This is a genomic window from Compostibacter hankyongensis (assembly GCF_039541075.1).
GTDB lineage: Bacteria > Bacteroidota > Bacteroidia > Chitinophagales > Chitinophagaceae > Compostibacter > Compostibacter hankyongensis.
The window spans coordinates 39,013-57,465 of the sequence record NZ_BAABFN010000019.1 but is presented as its reverse complement, the minus strand read 5'-3'; the positions used below and the strand labels follow the sequence as shown (position 1 = coordinate 57,465).

General features: G+C 56.8%; 18 protein-coding genes. 7 read left to right on the top strand and 11 right to left on the bottom strand.

The genetic code is table 11. The features are described from left to right. Window positions 1–18: 18 nt before the first annotated feature. Window positions 19–1,671 carry a sodium:solute symporter family protein gene (locus ABD851_RS14670; RefSeq protein ID WP_344980601.1) on the bottom strand — a complete coding sequence of 551 codons (1,653 nt, stop codon included), beginning with the start codon at window positions 1,669–1,671 and terminating at the stop codon, window positions 19–21. A 158-nt stretch (window positions 1,672–1,829) separates the two neighbouring features. After that, a complete protein-coding gene (locus ABD851_RS14665) occupies window positions 1,830–2,702 on the bottom strand; it encodes an SMP-30/gluconolactonase/LRE family protein (protein ID WP_344980599.1) in 873 nt (290 codons plus the stop codon). Between the two features lie 158 nt (window positions 2,703–2,860). Between ABD851_RS14665 and ABD851_RS14660 the strand changes: the two genes are divergently transcribed. Beyond that, window positions 2,861–3,757, top strand: coding sequence for a 3-hydroxyacyl-CoA dehydrogenase family protein (locus ABD851_RS14660; RefSeq protein WP_344980597.1), 897 nt, complete (start codon window positions 2,861–2,863; stop codon window positions 3,755–3,757). Here the strand turns inward: ABD851_RS14660 and ABD851_RS14655 are convergent. Together ABD851_RS14655 and ribD are read right to left on the bottom strand one after the other, a co-directional pair. Continuing rightward, a complete protein-coding gene (locus ABD851_RS14655; protein WP_344980595.1) occupies window positions 3,741–4,358 on the bottom strand; it encodes an IMPACT family protein in 618 nt (205 codons plus the stop codon). The two genes, ABD851_RS14660 and ABD851_RS14655, sit on opposite strands and share 17 nt — an antisense overlap. Further along, window positions 4,358–5,404 (bottom strand): bifunctional diaminohydroxyphosphoribosylaminopyrimidine deaminase/5-amino-6-(5-phosphoribosylamino)uracil reductase RibD, encoded by a 1,047-nt coding sequence (gene ribD / locus ABD851_RS14650; protein WP_344980593.1) that lies wholly within the window; start codon window positions 5,402–5,404, stop codon window positions 4,358–4,360. Before ribD ends, ABD851_RS14655 begins: the two co-directional genes overlap by 1 nt. A gap of 68 nt (window positions 5,405–5,472) precedes the next feature. On the opposite strand from ribD, the gene ABD851_RS14645 reads away from it, so the two are divergent. Both ABD851_RS14645 and prmC read left to right on the top strand, forming a co-directional pair. Further along, window positions 5,473–5,991: a DUF3267 domain-containing protein gene (locus ABD851_RS14645; RefSeq protein WP_344980591.1), complete on the top strand. Its 519-nt coding sequence runs from the start codon at window positions 5,473–5,475 to the stop codon at window positions 5,989–5,991. After that, the gene (prmC, locus tag ABD851_RS14640) at window positions 5,988–6,851 is read left to right on the top strand and encodes a peptide chain release factor N(5)-glutamine methyltransferase (protein ID WP_344980589.1); all 864 of its coding nucleotides are present in this window, start codon (window positions 5,988–5,990) and stop codon (window positions 6,849–6,851) included. Before ABD851_RS14645 ends, prmC begins: the two co-directional genes overlap by 4 nt. On the opposite strand, the gene fmt is transcribed toward prmC, so the two are convergent. Both fmt and ABD851_RS14630 read right to left on the bottom strand, forming a co-directional pair. Then, complete coding sequence (gene fmt, locus ABD851_RS14635) at window positions 6,848–7,810, bottom strand: methionyl-tRNA formyltransferase (RefSeq protein WP_344980587.1); 963 nt, start codon at window positions 7,808–7,810, stop codon at window positions 6,848–6,850. The two genes, prmC and fmt, sit on opposite strands and share 4 nt — an antisense overlap. 63 nt (window positions 7,811–7,873) lie before the next feature. Then, complete coding sequence (locus ABD851_RS14630) at window positions 7,874–9,070, bottom strand: exo-beta-N-acetylmuramidase NamZ family protein (protein WP_344980585.1); 1,197 nt, start codon at window positions 9,068–9,070, stop codon at window positions 7,874–7,876. Between the two features lie 150 nt (window positions 9,071–9,220). Between ABD851_RS14630 and ABD851_RS14625 the strand changes: the two genes are divergently transcribed. Together ABD851_RS14625 and pepT are read left to right on the top strand one after the other, a co-directional pair. Next, complete coding sequence (locus ABD851_RS14625; protein ID WP_344980583.1) at window positions 9,221–9,649, top strand: FKBP-type peptidyl-prolyl cis-trans isomerase; 429 nt, start codon at window positions 9,221–9,223, stop codon at window positions 9,647–9,649. 48 nt (window positions 9,650–9,697) lie between these two features. Further along, entirely contained in the window at window positions 9,698–10,945 is a 1,248-nt protein-coding gene (gene pepT, locus ABD851_RS14620; protein ID WP_344980581.1) for a peptidase T, read from the top strand. A gap of 3 nt (window positions 10,946–10,948) precedes the next feature. On the opposite strand, the gene ABD851_RS14615 is transcribed toward pepT, so the two are convergent. The 4 genes from ABD851_RS14615 to ABD851_RS14600 all read right to left on the bottom strand — a co-directional run bounded on the left by ABD851_RS14615 (window position 10,949) and on the right by ABD851_RS14600 (window position 13,741). Beyond that, window positions 10,949–11,257: a rhodanese-like domain-containing protein gene (locus ABD851_RS14615; RefSeq protein WP_344980579.1), complete on the bottom strand. Its 309-nt coding sequence runs from the start codon at window positions 11,255–11,257 to the stop codon at window positions 10,949–10,951. A gap of 72 nt (window positions 11,258–11,329) precedes the next feature. After that, window positions 11,330–12,127 (bottom strand): PASTA domain-containing protein, encoded by a 798-nt coding sequence (locus tag ABD851_RS14610; protein ID WP_344980577.1) that lies wholly within the window; start codon window positions 12,125–12,127, stop codon window positions 11,330–11,332. Window positions 12,128–12,195: 68 nt separating this feature from the next. Continuing rightward, the gene (locus tag ABD851_RS14605) at window positions 12,196–13,182 is read right to left on the bottom strand and encodes a D-alanine--D-alanine ligase (RefSeq protein WP_344980575.1); all 987 of its coding nucleotides are present in this window, start codon (window positions 13,180–13,182) and stop codon (window positions 12,196–12,198) included. Window positions 13,183–13,393: 211 nt separating this feature from the next. Continuing rightward, window positions 13,394–13,741 (bottom strand): 4Fe-4S dicluster domain-containing protein, encoded by a 348-nt coding sequence (locus ABD851_RS14600; protein WP_344980573.1) that lies wholly within the window; start codon window positions 13,739–13,741, stop codon window positions 13,394–13,396. Between the two features lie 82 nt (window positions 13,742–13,823). On the opposite strand from ABD851_RS14600, the gene ABD851_RS14595 reads away from it, so the two are divergent. After that, window positions 13,824–14,828, top strand: coding sequence for an aldehyde dehydrogenase family protein (locus tag ABD851_RS14595; protein ID WP_344980571.1), 1,005 nt, complete (start codon window positions 13,824–13,826; stop codon window positions 14,826–14,828). A gap of 300 nt (window positions 14,829–15,128) precedes the next feature. After that, a complete protein-coding gene (locus ABD851_RS14590; protein WP_344980569.1) occupies window positions 15,129–16,658 on the top strand; it encodes a S1C family serine protease in 1,530 nt (509 codons plus the stop codon). A gap of 303 nt (window positions 16,659–16,961) precedes the next feature. On the opposite strand, the gene proS is transcribed toward ABD851_RS14590, so the two are convergent. Beyond that, a complete protein-coding gene (gene proS, locus ABD851_RS14585; protein ID WP_344980567.1) occupies window positions 16,962–18,437 on the bottom strand; it encodes a proline--tRNA ligase in 1,476 nt (491 codons plus the stop codon). Window positions 18,438–18,453 lie beyond the last annotated feature (16 nt).

The window sequence follows — 18,453 nt, the reverse complement described above, 5'->3', positions numbered from 1 at the left end:
GGCATATTATTTTTCGGATCAGTAGAAGATCAGGTTCAGCAAAAGGGTAAGCACCAGTACGATAACCGCCAGCGTCACGGGTTTCCTGTACCAGACAAGATGCTTTGTTTCCGGTCGCGGGGTAAGGCTGTACACCAGTCCTACCAGCTCGGGCTCTTCTTTTTTCCGGGTAAACAGGCTGATCGTCCAGGTCAGCACAAAGCAGCAGCTGAAGGCCATGATGGCGATCATGAAGTTCTGCCCCATGGTGGAGCGAAACTCATGCAGGTTGGCGATCCAGGCGCCTTTTCCTTCAGCCAGGGTGAGCCCGTGGGTGAAAGCCGCCGCTGCAGTGCCGCCCAGCAGGCCCCAGAAGGCGCCGTTGGCCGTGGTCTTCTTCCAGAACATGCCCAGGAAGAAGGTGGCAAAAAGCGGGGCGTTCACAAAGCCGAACACCAGCTGCAGAAAATCCATGATATTGTTAAAGCTCCTGGCCAGATAAGCGGTGGCGATGGAGGCCAGTATCCCGAACACGGTAGCCAGCTTGCCCACCATGAGATAGTGCTTGTCGCTTTTGCCCGGTGCAAAATAAGACTGGTAGATGTCAAAGGTCCATACCGTATTGAAAGCGGTGACATTGCCCGCCATGCCGGACATAAAAGAGGCGAAAAGTGCGGTGAGACCAACCCCGAGAATACCGCTGGGATAAAAATGACCCAGCAGGGAAGGCAGCGCCATGTCGTAGTTGGGCGTTACCCCGTCCGGCTTTAACGGGAGGGTATAGCTGCCGCTGGCCTGCAGGGCAATGGCGATAATACCCGGCAGGATCACGATGAAGGGCATGATCATCTTGGGGAAACCGGCGATCAGCGGGGTCTTCTGCGCGGCGGTCATGTTACGCGCGATCATGGCGCGCTGTACCACCAGGAAATCCGTACACCAGTAGCCGAAGGACAGCACAAAGCCAAGCCCCATGGCCATCTGCCAGATATTCACTCCCATGGCGTTGGCATCCGCATCGCCCATGTATTTCCAGGCATGGGTCATGGGCTCGGGTATATTTTTTACGATACCCTGCCAGCCGCCCGCCTGGTGGATACCCAGGTATACCAGCGGGGCAATGCCCAGGACGATCAGGAAGAACTGCAGCACCTCATTGTAAACGGCGCTGGTAAGACCGCCCAGGAAAGTATAGACCAGCACCACGCCTGCTGCCAGGAAGATGGAGAACTCAAAGCTCCACCCCAGGATGGTCTGGAACAGCAGGGCCAGCGCGTACAGGGATATGCCCGAGCTGAAGATCGTCATCACGGCAAAGGTGATGGCATTGAAGCCCCTTGTTTTCTCGTCAAAGCGTTTGGCCAGGTATTCCGGCACGGAGCGGGCCTTGCTGCCATAATAAAAAGGCATCATGAATACGCCCAGGAAAAGCATGGCCGGGATCGCTCCTACCCAGTAGAAGTGGCTGGTCATGATCCCGTATTTGGCGCCCGAAGCGGCCATACCAATTACTTCCTGCGCGCCCAGGTTGGCCGATATAAAGGCCAGGCTGGTGATCCACAGGGGGATAGACCGGTTACTCATTAAAAAGTCGTTGCTGGTCTTTACCCTTTTTTTAATAAAAAACCCGATGCTGATCACGAAAACAAAATAGAGTCCGATGATCAGATAATCGATGAGCTGCAGGTGCATAATTCAGGTCGTTTCTTGACAATACGGTGAACAGGTCGTGCCGGCGCGCATAGCCTTCCCGGCGTCTTTTCCGTTTTACGGGCGGGAAAAATAATAATAATTAGCCTATCTCCCGGGAAAAATTCATAAACGGGTCTTTTCCCTTCCGCAAGGGGGGATCAGCCCCGGAATACATTGGGTGCAAATCCCTTTACACCGGGTCTTACCGCAAAGATGCTTCCGCTGAGCGGATATTTTTCCAGGTCGGCCTTTTCCAGATCCTTCCGGGAGGTAGTGATGTACAGGGTATCCAGGTCTTTCCCGCCGAAAACGCAGGAGCTCACGTTGGGCGCCGCCACATCTACCTTAGCGAGCATCTCTCCCGTAAGGGGATCCCAGTGATAGACCCCCGCTCCACCCCAGTGCGCCACCCAGAGCCGGTCGTTTTCATCGATGGTCATCCCATCCGGGTATCCCATGCCGGGCGACAGCCGTATGACGTTTTCCCGGAAACGAATGCCGCCCGAGATATCGTCGTAATCATAGGCCTGCACACAGCCGGTAGACGTATCAATATAATACATCGTTTTCTTATCCTTCGTCCATACGATACCGTTAGAAATGGAGGTACGCGCTATTTTTACTTCCGGATTGAGGTCGGGTCCGATGCAATAAAGGTTGCCCTCATGGGGCTTCCCGTCCAGCTCCATCGTGCCCAGCCAGAAGCGTCCTGCCGGGTCGCATTTACCATCGTTGCTGCGGTTGTGCGGCCGGTCCTGTTCCAGCTCCAGCAACGTCTCCACCTTGCCGGTATCCGGATCAAAGCGGTCCACAAAGCCCTGCATGCCGATGACAATGCGACCCTGCTCATCGGGAACGATGGTCCCCGAGAGGGAACGCAGGGACCAGGCCTGGTGTACCTTGGTCAGCGGATCGATATTGTGCAGCTTTTTTTTCAGGATGTCCAGCCAGAAAAACTGCTGCCGTTTTTCGTGCCACAGGGAAGCTTCTCCGTGGGCACAGGGTATCCGGTAAAAAAGAGCTGCCTGCATGGTATAGTGATTTCTTTTGCGGGGACGCTAATCTCGATGCAACTTCGAGGTCTCCTGCCCGCCGCAAAGCGATGGCAGGCAGATCCGGCCCCTGAAAACGAATACGAGCGGATGAAAATACATAAATTGCATGATCTTTCACGGCAAACCTCCTGTTCATGCAAAATATAGCGGTCATCGGGGCGGGAACGATGGGAAACGGCATTGCTCATATATTTGCCCAAAAGGGATTTAACGTCACCCTCTGCGACTTATCACCGGAGGCCCTGGAGAAGGCCCTGCAAACGATATCCCGGAACCTGGACCGGCAGCTGGCCAAAGCGCGGCTGTCTGCCCGGGAAAAGACGGAAACCCTTTCGCGGCTCCGCTGTTCCGCCTCGCTGCAGGAAAGCGTCAGGGAAGCGGCGCTGGTCGTCGAAGCTGCCACCGAGGACGCCCCCACCAAGCTGGATATATTCCGGATGCTGGACCGGGAGGCGCCTCCCGCCGCCATCCTGGCCACCAATACCTCTTCTATCTCCATTACCCGGATCGCCGCTGCCACCCGCCGGCCCGGGAAGGTCGTCGGCATGCATTTTATGAATCCGGTACCGGTGATGGAACTGGTAGAGGTCATCCGCGGCTATCATACCAGCGGGGAGACGGTCGCCGCCGTGACGGCACTGGCGCGCGATCTCGGAAAAACACCCTGTCTGATAAACGATTACCCGGGTTTTGCGGCCAACCGCATCCTCATGCCCATGATCAATGAAGCGATATTTGCCCTGCACGAGGGTGTCGGCGACGTGGAAGCCATCGACACAGTGATGCGGCTGGGCATGTCCCACCCGATGGGTCCCCTGCAGCTGGCCGATTTCATAGGGCTGGATGTATGTCTTTCCATCCTGCAGGTACTGGCGGCGGGGCTGGGCGGATCCAAATACGCCCCCTGTCCCTTACTGGTCAACATGGTGACCGCAGGATGCCTGGGGATAAAAAGCGGGGAGGGCTTCTATACCTATACGCCCGGCAGCAAGGAGCGAAAGGTCAGCACACGGTTCATACACCCTCTTTAAGGCGAAAGGCTATCTCCAGGTTGGGAATCCCTTTCAGGTCTTTCAGGCAATCCTGCAGCTTATTCACGGGAATACCTATACGCAAGCTACAGAACAGCTGCAGCTCCTGCTGCTGTATGCTGCAGCGGTATTGCCGTACCGTCTGCAGCACCTGGTTGAGCGTCGTATAATCAAACTGCAGCTCGCAGGTCTCTTCAATCTGCTTGCGCACTGCCGGGGTAAGCTGAAGGGCAAGCGCGGCGGCGCTCCTGTACGCCTGGATCAGCCCCGGCACGCCCAGCAGCGTACCGCCGAAGTAGCGGACTACGGTCACCAGCACGTCCGTCAGCCCGCGGCGGTCTATCTGACCCAGGATCGGCTTCCCTGCCGTTCCGGAAGGCTCTCCCGCATCGCTGACGCGGAACAGGAGCCCTTCGGTGCCCAGGCGATAGGCAAAACAGTGATGGCTGGCTTTGGGATGCTCCTTCCGTACCGACTGCAGCCGCTCTTTTACCGCTTCCGGCGTGCTCACCGGAAAAGCAAAAGCCAGGAACCGGCTTCCCCGGTCCTTGAATTCCGCCTCGGCATTCCGCTCTATGGTAAGATAGCTGTGTGTCTCCATTATGCCGGATAATAGGTATTTATTTCATCGCCATGCAGCAGCGCATGTTCCCCAAGCTTCCAGTGCGAACAAGCCGGCTCCCGTATTCCGCCGGGCAGGCTTACCTGCCCGGTGATGACGCGCGCCTCATCCCAGCAGCCATGATCCAGGAAGGACTGCAGCACCGCGGGGCCGCCTTCCACCAGCACAGACTGCACCTTACGCCGGTACAATTCCTGCAGCACCGTCTCCGGAAAAGCGTCCGGATCTGCAGCGATCCATTCCACCGCTCCGCGTTTGCCGGTTTTCAGGCCGCTGAATATCCAGGTGGGTCCGCCATCCTGCAGCAGGCGGGCCTTTTCCGGTATGCGCAATCTCCTGTCCAGCACAATACGGAGGGGGGAGCTTCCGCTCCAGTACCGGGTCGTCAGCAGCGGGTCGTCAGACAGTACGGTGCCGGAACCCACCAATATGGCCGCCTCCTCGCTCCGCCAGCGATGAACCAGCCGGTCGGTGCTGTCGCCGGATATCTTCAGGGCAGCGCCATCGGCGCAGGCCACGGCGCCTTCAGGCGTCCGGGCCCATTTCAGCATCACGTAAGGACGCCGTTGTTCGTGAAAGGTAAAAAAGCGCCGGTTTATGTAACGGCATTCCGTTTCCAGCACACCCGTCTCCACCGCCACCCCGGCGGATCTTAATTTTCCGATCCCTTTTCCGGCTACTTCGGCAAAGGTATCGGTGCAGCCGATCACCACCCTGGGTATCCGTTCCCGTATAATGCGGTCGGCGCAGGGAGGCGTTTTCCCATGGTGGGCGCAGGGCTCCAGGCTCACATACAGGGTAGATGCGCTGATCAGTGGGCGGTCTTCCTTCGTAACGCTTTCCAGGCAGTTTACTTCGGCATGCGCTTCCCCGTAGCGGGCGTGCCAGCCTTCCCCGATGATGCGCTCCCCGTAAACCAGCACCGCTCCCACCATCGGATTGGGCGCTACGCTCCCGGCTCCGCGGGCCGCCAGCTGCAGGCAACGCCGCATCATCTTTTCTGCTGTAATGATGTCTTCTTTCATGAAAAACGGGATGTACAAAAGTAGGCAATCCCGGGAAACGGTTTTCAACGATATCGTACCTTCGCGGAATGACAATGGAGCAGCATACCGGTCAGCAAAAAAGACTCTCGGCCGCCGCCGCCAGGGCCAATCTATATGCCCTGCTTTTTGTCATGCCCATTTTTGTGCTTTATGCCGTTCCCTACCGGATGATCTGGGGAAGAAACCTCGCCACCGCCGCCCTGGGGGTAAAATGGCCGCATCCGCTCCTGCTGTTGCTGTGCCTGGGTGCGGGCATCCTGCTGCATGAGCTGATCCACGGCCTTACCTGGGCGTTCTTCTGCCGGTCCGGCTTGCGGTCCGTCCGCTTTGGTATCCTGTGGCGTTCGCTCACTCCCTACTGCCATTGTACCGCGCCCCTGAAGCGCTGGCAATACAAGACCGGGGCGCTCATGCCGGCCCTCCTGCTGGGACTGGGGCCCGCGCTGTACGGCCTGGCTACGGGCGCACTCTCCGCACTCTGCTTTGGTTTTATCTTTACGCTTGCCGGCGCAGGGGATTTCCTGATCGTATGGCGGCTGTGGAAAACAGGGAAACACAGGCCATGATGAATTTCCGGGAAGCAAGGCAACATTACAGCCAGCTGCTGCATCCCCTGTATGAAGCGCGGGAAGCGGAGGCGATTACAGACCTCGTCCTGGAATCGGTAACCGGGAAAAGCCGGCTGCAGCGGATAACGGACCGCGATGCCTGCCTTACCGGGGTGCAGCAGAGCCGGCTGCAAGCGGCGTTTGACCGGCTGCGGCTGCAGGCACCCGTGCAATATGTGCTTGAAGAAGCCTGGTTCCATGATTTACGGTTACGGGTAAACGAAGAAGTGCTCATTCCCAGACCCGAAACGGAAGAGCTGGTGGAATGGATCATACAGGACCAGGAGAAAGCTCCGTCAAAAGCGCAGCAGCTCATAGATGCGGGGACCGGCAGCGGCTGCATCGCCATTGCCCTGAAAAAGACCCTGCCGGACCTGCAGACCACCGGTACGGATATCAGTGCGGGCGCGCTGGCCGTGGCTGCCGGAAACGCAAGCCGTTATGGCCTGGATATCGGCTGGATAAAAGCGGACATGCTGGATGAGACGACCTGGCCCGCGATGCCGGGCTGCGACATCCTGGTCAGCAATCCCCCATATATCCGCCGCAGCGAGGCCGGGGCCATGGCTCCCCATGTCCGGGACCACGAGCCGGCGCAGGCCCTTTTTGTGCCGGACGAAGACCCCCTGCTTTTTTATCGCGCACTTGCCCGGCTGGCCTGTCGGAAGCTGCGGCCCGGAGGCGCCCTGTATGTGGAGATCAACGAGGCCCTGGGCGACAGCGTGGCCGCTCTCTTTCGTAAGGCGGGGCTGAATCCCGTCGTCCTGCGGCAGGACCTGTTCGGAAAAGACCGTATGGTAAAGGGAAGCTTGGGTTAACCCCGGCGGTACCCCCGCAGGAATTCTCCGACAGGCATCCGCTTTTTTCCTTCCAGCTGCACTTCCAGCACGCGTATCCACCCATCGGCACACGCAAAGCGGAGAAAGCTTTTGTAGTCGGTATCCCAGGCGCCGGGGTCTGCCCGGGGCGGCATCCTTTCTTTCTCCGCCCGGAATATCTTCAGGGTCTTGTCCTGCAGCCAGGTCCATGCGCCCGGGTAAGGGCCGAGCCCCCGGATACGGTTATAGACGGCGGCGGTATCCTGCTGCCAGTCGATCTTCCCGTCTTCCTTAAACAGCTTGGGCGCCCGCTTCAGCTGCGATTCCGGCAGCTCCGGCTGAGGGGAGGTCGTATAGCCGCCCGCCGCCATGGCTTCCACGGTCTTTAACAGCAGCTTCGCTCCCGTATGCATCATCTCATCGTGGAGCTCGCCGGCCGTCTCATCGCGGCGTATGGGCATCCGTTCCTGAAAAAGCATACTGCCGGTATCAATTTCCTGCTGCAGCAGAAAGGTGGTAACCCCGGTTTCCTTTTCCCCGTTGATGATCGCCCAGTTGATCGGGGCCGCTCCCCGGTATTGCGGAAGCAGGGAACCGTGCAGGTTAATGGTGCCGAGGCGCGGCATGGCCCACACCACTTCGGGAAGCATCCGGAAGGCCACCACTACCTGCAGATCGGCCCCGAGGGCGCGCAGCTCCTCCAGAAAGCCCGGGTCGCGCAGCTTTGGTGGCTGGAGCACGGGGAGGTCGTTGGCGACCGCATACTCCTTTACCGCGCTCTGCTGCAGTTTCAGCCCCCGGCCGGAGGGCTTGTCCGGGGCTGTTACCACCCCCACGACGGGCCAGCCGTTTTTGATCAGGATATCCAGCGAGGGCACCGCAAATTCCGGCGTCCCCATAAAAACAATGCGCAGTTTTTTCCCGGGAAGGGGCGTATGGCGAGATGTTCCGGTAGTCATGGGATGCGGTTTTGAAGATTAAAAGGCAGCGGGCTTCCGGCCACGCCTCGGGATGCGGCACACTCAGGGATACAGCAGGTAGCGCTGTCTGATCTCTTTAAACCGGGTCAGCTCCGGCGCCCAGCTTGCCCGGATCTTTTCTGCGCTCCAGCCGGCCTTTACCTGCTGCATCAGCGCGTCGTTGCCCGCCAGCTTGTTAAAATACGCATTGAAAAAATGATCCTTGTCCGGCGCCAGACGATAGGCTTCGAGCAGCCATTTCAGCTGTATCTTCCCGCCGGTTTCCCGCAGGGCCTCCTCCGGAGATGCCGCCGCAAGGAAACCATAGCAGCGCTTGTCCAGCTGAGGGGGATTTTTGGCGCCCGGACGGCTGCGGGGCGTAAAAGCATAGAGATCCGGCGGAAAGTCCGGGCGGCCGAAAACCTGAAAAGGACGATCCGTGCCCCGGCCCACGCTGCAGTCCGTGCCTTCAAAAAAGCACAGGGAAGGATAAAGATATACCGAAGTCATGTCCGGCAGGTTGGGCGACGGACGTACCGGCAGGGTATAACGGCTCCGGTGGGTATAGCCGCGGCAGGGTATAACGGTCAGCTCCGGCTGCAGATCCGGACTGCTCAGCCAGCGTTCCCCGATCAGCATACGGGCATACTCCCCGATCGTCATCCCGTATACGATTGGGATAGGCTGCGGACCGACGCCGGACCGGAACTTCAGGTCCAGCACGGGGCCATCCACATAAAACCCGTTGGGATTGGGACGGTCCAGGATGATAAAGGGCTTGTGGTTCTCGGCGGCGGCTTCCATAAACCGCTGCATGGAGCTGATGTAGGTATAAAAGCGCGCGCCGACATCCTGGATATCATACAACATGACGTCCACATCAGTCAGCTCTACGGAAGTAGGCTTGTTGTGCTTGCCATAGAGCGAGATCACCGGCAGCCCGGTTGCCGGGTCGGTGCTGTTGCCGACGGTTTCACCCGCGTCGGCATTACCCCGGAAACCATGTTCCGGTCCGAATATCTTTACGATCTTCACCCCTCTTTTCAGCAGTGTATCCACCAGGTTCTGCTCTCCTACAAGGGAGGTCTGGTTCACCAGCAGGCCTACGCGCTTTCCATCCAGCAGGGGAAGATATTTTTCGGTTTGGTCTGCACCGGTAAGTATCTTCTGCGGCTGTGGCCGCCGGGCAGCCTCCGCATGATCCGGGATATGCGGAGCACAGAAAATCAGCAGGGGCAAAAAGAACAGGATCAGGCGCATGGGAGAACTGTTGATGTTGTGACAAAGATAATATTCTTTGCGCTGCTCCGGCGGTACCGCCGGCGGCCTGCCCCTGTTACAGGGTATATCGGGGCAGCCCGGGCATTTTTTCTTACCTTGCAGTTTTATTCATCTTATTAAACTTTTTTTATGCAGACTGCGAAGAAAGGAGATACCGTAAAGGTGCACTATCACGGACGGCTCGGCAACGGCGAAACTTTTGACAGTTCCGAAGGCCGCGATCCTCTGCAGTTCCAGGTAGGGGAAGGCATGGTGATCAAAGGCTTCGACGACGCTATGATCGATATGAAAGTCGGCGACAAGAAGACGGTGAACATCCCCGTGGAGGAAGCCTATGGTCCGCGTGATGAAGAGCTGGTCATCGAATTTCCGGCCGACCGGATGCCGGCCGACCTTAAGCCGGAAGTGGGCATGCAGCTGCAGATGCGCAGCCAGGAGGGACAGACCATGCCCGTCGTGGTGACGGCCATCGGCAACGATACCCTCACCCTGGACGCCAACCATCCGCTGGCGGGAAAGGAACTGACTTTTGACATAGAATTGGTAGAGATCGGCTGAGCACGGGTCAACCTCACGACACCCGGCCGGCATCATATCTGCTAAGCCATGTTTGAAAACTATGCTTATACGGTCGCAGACCGCTTTCTCCGTTATGTACGGATCGATACACAGTCCGATCCCCGCTCTACGGGCTTTCCTTCCAGCGCGGGGCAGCTGGACCTGCTGCGGCTGCTGGCGCAGGAGCTGCGGGATATGGGATTGGCCGACGCTGAGCTCGACGAATACGGGTATGTATATGCCACCCTGCCTGCCAATACCGCCAAGCAGGTACCGGTGATCTGCTTCTGCTCGCATGCGGACACCTCGCCGGATTGCAGCGGCGCCGGCGTTAAACCGCTGGTACACCGGCAATACGACGGGAACCCCATTGTGCTGCCGGACGATCCGGCCCAGGTGATCCGCGCGGAGGAGCATCCCGCTCTGGCCGGTAAAAAGGGGGAGGATATTATTACCGCCTCCGGCACTACCCTGCTGGGCGCAGACGACAAGGCCGGGCTGGCGGAGATCATGGATGCCGTGCACTACCTCGTTGCCCATCCCGAGATAAAGCACGGGAACATCCGCCTGCTTTTCACGCCGGATGAAGAGATCGGCCGCGGGGTAGACCATGTGGATCTGAAAAAGCTGGGAGCCGACTATGGCTATACGATGGACGGAGAAACCGCCGGCTCGCTGGAAGACGAGACCTTTTGTGCAGACGCCGTGGAGATTATCATCCACGGTATTGCTGCACACACCGGTTTTGCAAAAGGCAGGATGGTCAACGCCGTAAAGGTGGCCGCCGCCATTATCGATGCCCTCCCCAAAGACCAGCTCTCACCGGAAACGACAGAGGGAAAAGCCGGATTCATCCATCCGCTTCATTTGGAAGCAGGGGGCGAAAAGGCCGTTATTGAATTTCTCCTGCGGGATTTTACCCTCTCCGGTCTGAGGGGTCATGAGCAATTGCTGCAGGCGGTGATGGAAAGGGTGCTTCGTAACTACCCGGGAGCGCAGGTGGAATGGAAGGTAACGGAGCAATACCGCAATATGAAAACGGTGCTGGACCGTTATCCGGAGGTAACCGCTTATGCGGAAGAGGCCATCCGGAGGGCCGGCCTGCGACCGGAGCGGCACAGCATCCGCGGAGGGACCGACGGCTGTCGTCTTTCTTTTATGGGCCTTCCCTGTCCCAATATCTTTGCCGGCGGACATGCCTTTCACTCCCGGCAGGAATGGATCAGCATACAGGATATGCAGAAGGCCGTGCAGACCATCGTACACCTCTGCAGCATCTGGGAGGAAAAAGCTTGAGCCTTAGCTTCCGGCCTGCTCCTGCCATTTGAGCATGCCGCCCTCGAGGTTCACGACATTGGTGAAACCCATGGTCTCGAGCAGCATGGCGGCCTGTCCGCTACGGTTGCCGCTGCGGCAGTAAAGCACGAGCTCGTCGTCTTTATAAGGCTCGAGCTCATCCACCATCATGGCGCGGATATCGCCCAGGGGCAACAATATACCTCCGATATTAAATTCCTCGTGTTCGTACGGCTCCCGCACATCCACCAGGCGGACATCTTCTCCTTTGTCCAGCCGCTTTTTCAGTTCCGCTACTGTAATGTTTTCCATAATGATCAGGATCGGTATTTCGGATTGTTCAAGCTGAAAATATCACCGCGAAGTTAACGCATTCCGGTCAATTCACAGGGCTGACGAGTCTGCCGGAGGGATTCCGGCCGCAGTGCTGTCCTGCGATATCCAAAGATCGATGCTTTCGCCTGCACGGATATAATGGGGGGCGCCGGAAGCGCTTCTGGCAGAAGGATTCTGCCTGAACACATGGGCGTTGGCGGTGTCGGTCAGCACGCCATCCGTCAGCACCACCCCGCGGTTCAGGTTGCTTGCGCTCAGCAGATCGAGGGCCTGCAAATAGGTCAGCCCCACCAGGTTGGGAACGGGGTTGTCCACATTCCCGATACCGTCGCCCAGCACCAGGGTAATGCGCGCGCCTTCCGGCACCAGGGTGCCCGGGGCAATGGGCTTGCCGTTGTACAGCTGCTGCAATACGGCATCCTTGGCAATATCGGGGCGGTAAAGCGTGTCGCCTAAGTTCAGCCGCTGGCTTTCGAGGGTCATCATGGCGCTGCGGAAGGAATAGTTGACCAGGTCCGGCATGGCGGTGGTCGGCGGCATTTTTTTATTGAGGGTAAGATATACGGTACGGCCCACCTTCACCACAAAACCGGCTTCCGGCGTCTGCCGCAGCACGGTCAGTGGAGCTGCCGTATCGGTATAGGCAGAATCCTGCACTACTACGTTAAAGTCCAGCGAGCCCAGCAGGCGGCTGGCTTCTGCGCCCTGCTGCCCGGTTACCTTGGGCACCCGCAGGGTCTTGCCGTGACGCGTGATCACGCCCAGCAGGGTAAAAAAGAGGATGGCCAGTATAATAATCAATACAATTACGGCAATCAGGTTGGCCAGAAAAGATCTTTTAAACACGGGCAATCGGTTTTAACAAAAATCGAATTTCCTATTTTTTGCTTATATCCCCAATTATAACCTTCAAATCATTCAAAGCAGGCCTCCAGCAAAGAGCCGTAAAAATCCTTCAGGGTCATCCCCGCCGCCCGCACCTGCTTCGGTACAATGCTGCCGTCGGACTGCCCCGGCATGGTATTGATCTCCAGGAAAAAGAGCTCGTCGGTCTCCTCTTTCCAGATGAAGTCAATCCGCGTAATCCCGCGGCAGTTCAGGGCGTTATAAAGACTGCAGGCGGTCTGACGGATCCGTTGCTGCAGGGACTCCGCCGCTTCGGCGGGCGTCACCTCCTGGGCCAGACCGGGGGTATACTTGGCTTCATAATCAAAAAAATCGCGGGTGCTGATGATCTCGGTAATGGGCAGCACGGTAAAGATACCCTGGGTTTTAAAAAGACCGCAGCTGAATTCCCGGCCCGGCACAAACTGCTCTACCAGCACCTGGCTATCTTCACGGAAAGCCTTTTCGAGCGCCGGTTCCAGATCGTCCACGGTGGTTACGCGGGACATGCCCACGCTGCTGCCGCCTTCGTTGGGCTTTACAAAACAGGGCAGCTCCACCTGCCGCAGGATATCGGCAATGGCATAAGGCTGGTTCCGGAAGAGATGCACCGAGGGGGATATGTTTACCACACCCAGCGCGGCAACCACCTTGTTGCAATAGCTTTTGTTAAAGGTAAGCGCGGAGGTGACCGATCCGCAGCTGGTATAGGGGATGCCCAGCATATCGAAATAACCCTGAAGACGGCCGTCTTCGCCCGGGGTGCCGTGTATGCCGATAAACACGGCATCAAAGGTGACCTTGCGCCCGTTCAGCGTCAGGGAGAAATCATTCCGGTCTACCTGCACCACTTCACCCTTGTCTGTAATGTGCTGCCAGGCCGCGCGGGTGATCTCTATTTTATAGACATCGTACCGCTCCTTGTCAATATGCTTTTCGATGGTTACGGCACTTTGCATGGAAATACCGTACTCTCCGGAATATCCGCCTGCTACCAGGGCAATGTTTTTTTTCATATCGTCATGGGTCAATAGTCAATGGTCCGGTTTCCGGGTTTCTGGTTTCCAGTTTCCGGTTTGAGGCTGCTGGTTTATCTCGCCCACTATGATTTTCAAAGGCCTTGATGAACGCTGCGCGTTTCCGGTTTTAAAAAAGCCCGTACTGCGGAAACAGACGGGCTTAAATGCTTTCGGCAGCTCCGGGCCTGCGGTCCGGATGTCCGCATGCTCAGATGTGGAGCCGTTCCTTTTTGGATAGCAGCTCATCCACGGTTTCCCGGTACATTTCGTCCGGCACGCAGCAATCTACCGGGCATACCGCTGCACACTGGGGTTCTTCATGAAAGCCCTGGCACTCAGTACATTTATTGGGTACGATATAATAATAGTCCACGCTGATGGGCTCCATACGCTGGTCGGCATCCACTGCGGTGCCGTCCATCAAGGTATATTCTCCCTTTATGCTTGTTCCGTCGGCAATGGCCCATTCCACCCCTCCCTCATAAATGGCATTATTCGGGCACTCCGGTTCACAGGCTCCGCAATTGATACATTCATCCGTGATCTTGATAGCCATGTCAAAAATTTATTTCAGTGGTAAACGATACTTTTGCATGGACAAAAGTAAACTATCTTGTGCTAAATCTATAATTTTTGAGATGGAATTACCGTTGGACAAGCGCATTGCCCTGATGGCCCGGCTGGGCGAATACCTGGACAGCCCCGCTCCGGAGCTGGATGCGATCATTGCCGCAGCCGCCCGGGAAAATCCCTGGTTCACACCCGGTTTTATACGGCTTGCCCTGCACAACTGCTGCAATGAGCTGCTCCGGCCGGAGCTGTTGCACAGCTGGGCCCGGCATTATGAAGTACCCGACCGGCTGTCCGCGGCGGAAACGGGCATCGTCATGGCCGGCAATATTCCCCTGGTGGGCTTTCATGATTTTCTCTGCGGCTTTATCAGCGGGCATCCGCTTCGTATCAAGCTTTCTTCCAAAGACGCGGTACTGCTGCCCCATCTTCTGGAGCAGCTGTACCGCTGGGAGCCGGCCACCCTTCAGCGGGTGCGCATCGCTCCCCAGCTGAAGGATTGCGCAGCCTACATCGCTACCGGCAGCGACAATTCTGCCCGGTACTTCGACTACTACTTCTCCAAGTACCCCCATATCATCCGCCGGAACCGGACTTCTGTTGCCCTGCTGGACGGATCGGAAACCACGGAAGAACTGTCTTTGCTGGCTGATGATATCTGTCTTTATTTCGGCCTGGGATGCCGCAATGTCACCCAGCTGTACGTACCCGAAGGATATGATTTTATACCGCTGCTGGAGGCCTTGAAAAAGTATGTCGAGTTCGGCGAGCATCACAAATACCGCAATAACTACGATTATAACCTGGCGCTGCAGCTCCTGAATAACCAGCCTTATCTGTCTACCGGGTTCATGCTGCTGACCGACGACGCTTCGCCCTACTCCCCCATCAGCGTACTGCATTATCAGACCTATGCCCCCGGCGACCGCCCGGGAGAGCGCCTGATGGCGGATGAACGCATCCAGTGTATCGCCGGCCACGGACATCTTCCCTTTGGCAAAGCCCAGCAACCCGGCCTCACCGACTATGCCGACGGCATAGACACGATGACTTTCTTCCGGGGACTTCGCTGAAAAGGGATTCCCGGTTCGGGATTTCCGGTTTCTGGTTTCCGGAAGTCTAAGGTTTAAAAGCCGAAGGTCTAAAGTTCCATTCCAGACAGATAAACTTTAGACTTGAAATGCCCTTCGCCTTTGACCCTTCACCTTTTACCTTTCTTTAACCTTTCGCCTAAAGTATTGTTAAAGTGACTGTGGGCTTGTCTGTATTTGTTTCTTCAGGCGTTAATTTTGCAACAGACCATGCAAAACCGCAGAAAGCCCTTGCGGCCACCGCTGCGAACCGCATTTACCGATGGAAAAAAATTCATGCTCATGAAACTCAAAAATATCGCCACGATTGTCCTCATCAGCGGCGCTACCGCAGTGGGCAGTGTATTTGCCTACGACCATTATTTTGCCAAGCACGAGGATATTTACCTTACCGACAGCAACCGGATGCCGGCGCATTATGTCAGCTATAACAGCAGCGAAGCCGCGGATGCGGTGGACTTTAGTCCGGCTGCCAGCGTTGTGATCCCCGCCACGGTGCATATTAAAACAAAAACGCCGCCCCGTGAGGTGAGCGCCGGCCATTCCCAGCAGGATCCCTTTGGCGGGATGTTCGGGAACCCCTTCTCCGATTTCTTCGGGGGCGGAAGCGGTGGTCATTATTACCGCCCGGGCCAGATGGCTTCCGGCTCCGGTGTGATCATCGCGGAAGACGGCTACATCGTCACCAACAATCATGTGATCGACGGGGCAAGAGAGATCGCCGTTACGCTCAACAACAACAAAACTTACAAGGCCAAGATCGTGGGACAGGATCCGAACACTGACCTGGCTGTGATCAAGATCGACGCCAAGGACCTTCCTTATATCGTATTCGGCAATTCCGACCAGACGAAGGTAGGACAATGGGTGCTGGCCTGCGGTTATCCGCTGAACCTGCAGTCCACCGTTACCTCCGGCATCATCAGCGCAAAATCGCGCAAGCTGGGGATCAACGACGAGGGCATCAACCCCATCGAAAGCTATATACAGACCGATGCAGCGGTGAACCCCGGCAACAGCGGCGGTCCCCTGGTGGATACGCAGGGCCGGCTGGTAGGCATTAACTCGGCCATTGCCTCCCCCACCGGTTCCTTCGCGGGCTATGCGTATGCCGTGCCGTCCAATCTCGTGAAAAAAGTGGTGAACGATATCCTCAAATACGGAACGGTACAACGGGCCTACCTGGGTATACAACTCCAGCAGCCCAACCCCAGCAAGGCTTATCAGATCTCTTACAACGGCAACAGCAATGAGCCGGAAGGCGTAAAGGTAGATGAAGTGACTTCCAACGGAGGCGCCGTAAGCGCAGGCCTCAGAAAAGGAGACCTCATTACGAAGATAGACGATCAGGAGGTTCATACCCAGAACGAGCTGCTGAGCGTAATCGCCAACTACCGGCCGGGGAATGTGGTAAAGGTTTCCTATACCCGGGACGGGAAGGAATACACCACGCGGGTAACGCTGAAAAATGAAAACGGCACCACCGATATCGTAAAAGCCGGCATCCTGGATGTGCTGGGCGCCGATTTCCGGGAACTGCCGGAAAAATATGCCCAGAAGCTGGGCATCTCCGGCGGAGTGGTCGTGGTCAATATCGGCAGCGGCCTGATCCGGCAGCAAACCGATATGCATCCGGATTTTATCATCCTGAAGGCCGGCAGCACCCTGATAAAATCAGTGGACGACCTGAAGGAAGCGCTGCAAAAGCAGGGTAATAATGTGGTACTGCAGGGATTTTATATCGGGGAAGACGGTGTTTCCGACATCTACTCGTATGCGCTGAACAATGTAAAGGGCAGCATTGTAAATTGATAAAATAATTTAGCGCCTTAGGTACAGGTTTGTTTGTTTCATATAGGTTTATAGGTTAGCAAGGGCTCCGGATTTTTCCGGGGCCTTTTTGCTTCCCGGTTTCCGGGTCTCTGATTTCCGGTTTGACGTTTCCGGGTTTCCGGTTTGAAGTTCATCAAATAATCGAAGGTCTAAACCTTAAACAAGAAACTTCAAATCTCAAACTTCTAAAGTCGATCTGCCTGGAATGATACTTAGACTTTAAACTTAAAATGCCTTTTACCCTTCACCTTTCACCTCTATTTCCCCTTTAGAGAGTGGGGCTTAGTAGGCCCGGGCAAAGAGCACCCGTTCGCGGGAGGGCTTGCCGCTGAGGATGCATTTTCCTTCTTCGGGGGGATTATCCAGCGGTATACAGCGTATCGTAGCTTTGGTCAGCTCCTTTATCCTGGTCTCGGTTTCCGCGGTACCGTCCCAGTGGGCGGATACAAAACCGCCTTTCTCATCCAGGATTTTCCGGAAGGTATCAAAATCGTCGGCCGGGGTAATGTGCTCTTCCCGGTAGGTGGATGCCGCACGGTATATCTGCTGCTGGATATCATCCAGCAGGTCCTTTATCCTCGCGGCAAGGTTATCCAGCGACAGGCTCATTTTTTCCCGGGTATCCCGGCGCGCCACCTCGGCAACGTTCTGCTCCAGGTCCCGCGCACCCAGGGCAATCCGTACCGGCACGCCTTTCATTTCGTACTCCGCAAACTTCCAGCCCGGGCGCACATTGTCGCTGTCGTCGTATTTTACCCGGATACCCGCTTTTTTCAGCTCGGCGCTGATCTCATCCGCCTTCGCATCAATGAGGGCCTTCTGCTCCGCTCCTTTCCAGATCGGGACGATCACTACCTGCAGGGGAGCCAGCAGGGGGGGCAGCACGAGGCCTTCATCATCGCTGTGCGCCATGACCAGTGCGCCCACCAGCCGCGTGGAGACCCCCCAGGAGGTAGCCCATACGTGTTCGAGCTTGTTCTCCCGGGTAAGGAACTGCACATCAAAGGCTTTGGCAAAGTTCTGGCCCAGAAAATGCGAGGTACCGGCCTGCAGGGCTTTGCCGTCCTGCATGAGAGCTTCTATGCAATAGGTATCTACCGCTCCGGCAAAGCGCTCTGCCGGAGATTTTACACCCCGGACGACGGGCAGAGCCATATAGCGTTCTGCAAAATCGGCGTATACGGCCAGCATCTGCCGGGCTTCCGCCTCGGCTTCCGGGGCGGTGGCATGGGCGGTATGCCCTTCCTGCCAGAGAAATTCGGAGGTCCGCAGAAAGAGGCGGGTCCGCATTTCCCAGCGCACCACATTGGCCCACTGATTGATCAGGAGGGGAAGATCGCGGTAGGATTTTATCCAGTCTTTATAAGCATTCCAGATGATGGTTTCCGAAGTAGGTCTTACGATGAGCTCCTCCTCCAGCTTTGCTTCCGGGTCCACGATCACCCCCGCACCCCCGGGATCGTTCTTCAGCCGGTAATGGGTCACCACGGCGCATTCCTTGGCAAAACCCTCTACATGAGCGGCTTCCCGGCTGAGAAAGCTCTTGGGGATAAAAAGGGGGAAGTAGGCGTTTTGATGACCGGTATCCTTAAACATCCGGTCCAGCTCATCCCGCATTCTTTCCCAAAGGGCAAAACCATAGGGCTTGATGACCATGCAACCCCGTACTGCCGAATAGTCAGCCAGCCCGCTTTTGATGATCAGATCATTATACCACTGGGCATAATCCTGCTGACGGGGGGTGATCTCTTTACTCATAATGTTGAATTGGCGC

What these genes read in the sequence shown, in the direction of transcription:
- ABD851_RS14600 (WP_344980573.1), bottom strand. Translation starts at nt 13,741, where the DNA reads ATGGCTATCAAGATCACGGATGAATGTATCAATTGCGGAGCCTGTGAA.
- ABD851_RS14655 (WP_344980595.1), bottom strand. Translation starts at nt 4,358, where the DNA reads ATGGAGACACACAGCTATCTTACCATAGAGCGGAATGCCGAGGCGGAA.
- ABD851_RS14670 (WP_344980601.1), bottom strand. Translation starts at nt 1,671, where the DNA reads ATGCACCTGCAGCTCATCGATTATCTGATCATCGGACTCTATTTTGTT.
- ABD851_RS14625 (WP_344980583.1), top strand. Translation starts at nt 9,221, where the DNA reads ATGCAGACTGCGAAGAAAGGAGATACCGTAAAGGTGCACTATCACGGA.
- ABD851_RS14645 (WP_344980591.1), top strand. Translation starts at nt 5,473, where the DNA reads ATGACAATGGAGCAGCATACCGGTCAGCAAAAAAGACTCTCGGCCGCC.
- ABD851_RS14630 (WP_344980585.1), bottom strand. Translation starts at nt 9,070, where the DNA reads ATGCGCCTGATCCTGTTCTTTTTGCCCCTGCTGATTTTCTGTGCTCCG.
- prmC (WP_344980589.1), top strand. Translation starts at nt 5,988, where the DNA reads ATGATGAATTTCCGGGAAGCAAGGCAACATTACAGCCAGCTGCTGCAT.
- ABD851_RS14615 (WP_344980579.1), bottom strand. Translation starts at nt 11,257, where the DNA reads ATGGAAAACATTACAGTAGCGGAACTGAAAAAGCGGCTGGACAAAGGA.
- fmt (WP_344980587.1), bottom strand. Translation starts at nt 7,810, where the DNA reads ATGACTACCGGAACATCTCGCCATACGCCCCTTCCCGGGAAAAAACTG.
- proS (WP_344980567.1), bottom strand. Translation starts at nt 18,437, where the DNA reads ATGAGTAAAGAGATCACCCCCCGTCAGCAGGATTATGCCCAGTGGTAT.
- ABD851_RS14590 (WP_344980569.1), top strand. Translation starts at nt 15,129, where the DNA reads ATGAAACTCAAAAATATCGCCACGATTGTCCTCATCAGCGGCGCTACC.
- ABD851_RS14595 (WP_344980571.1), top strand. Translation starts at nt 13,824, where the DNA reads ATGGAATTACCGTTGGACAAGCGCATTGCCCTGATGGCCCGGCTGGGC.
- ABD851_RS14660 (WP_344980597.1), top strand. Translation starts at nt 2,861, where the DNA reads ATGCAAAATATAGCGGTCATCGGGGCGGGAACGATGGGAAACGGCATT.
- ribD (WP_344980593.1), bottom strand. Translation starts at nt 5,404, where the DNA reads ATGAAAGAAGACATCATTACAGCAGAAAAGATGATGCGGCGTTGCCTG.
- ABD851_RS14605 (WP_344980575.1), bottom strand. Translation starts at nt 13,182, where the DNA reads ATGAAAAAAAACATTGCCCTGGTAGCAGGCGGATATTCCGGAGAGTAC.
- pepT (WP_344980581.1), top strand. Translation starts at nt 9,698, where the DNA reads ATGTTTGAAAACTATGCTTATACGGTCGCAGACCGCTTTCTCCGTTAT.
- ABD851_RS14665 (WP_344980599.1), bottom strand. Translation starts at nt 2,702, where the DNA reads ATGCAGGCAGCTCTTTTTTACCGGATACCCTGTGCCCACGGAGAAGCT.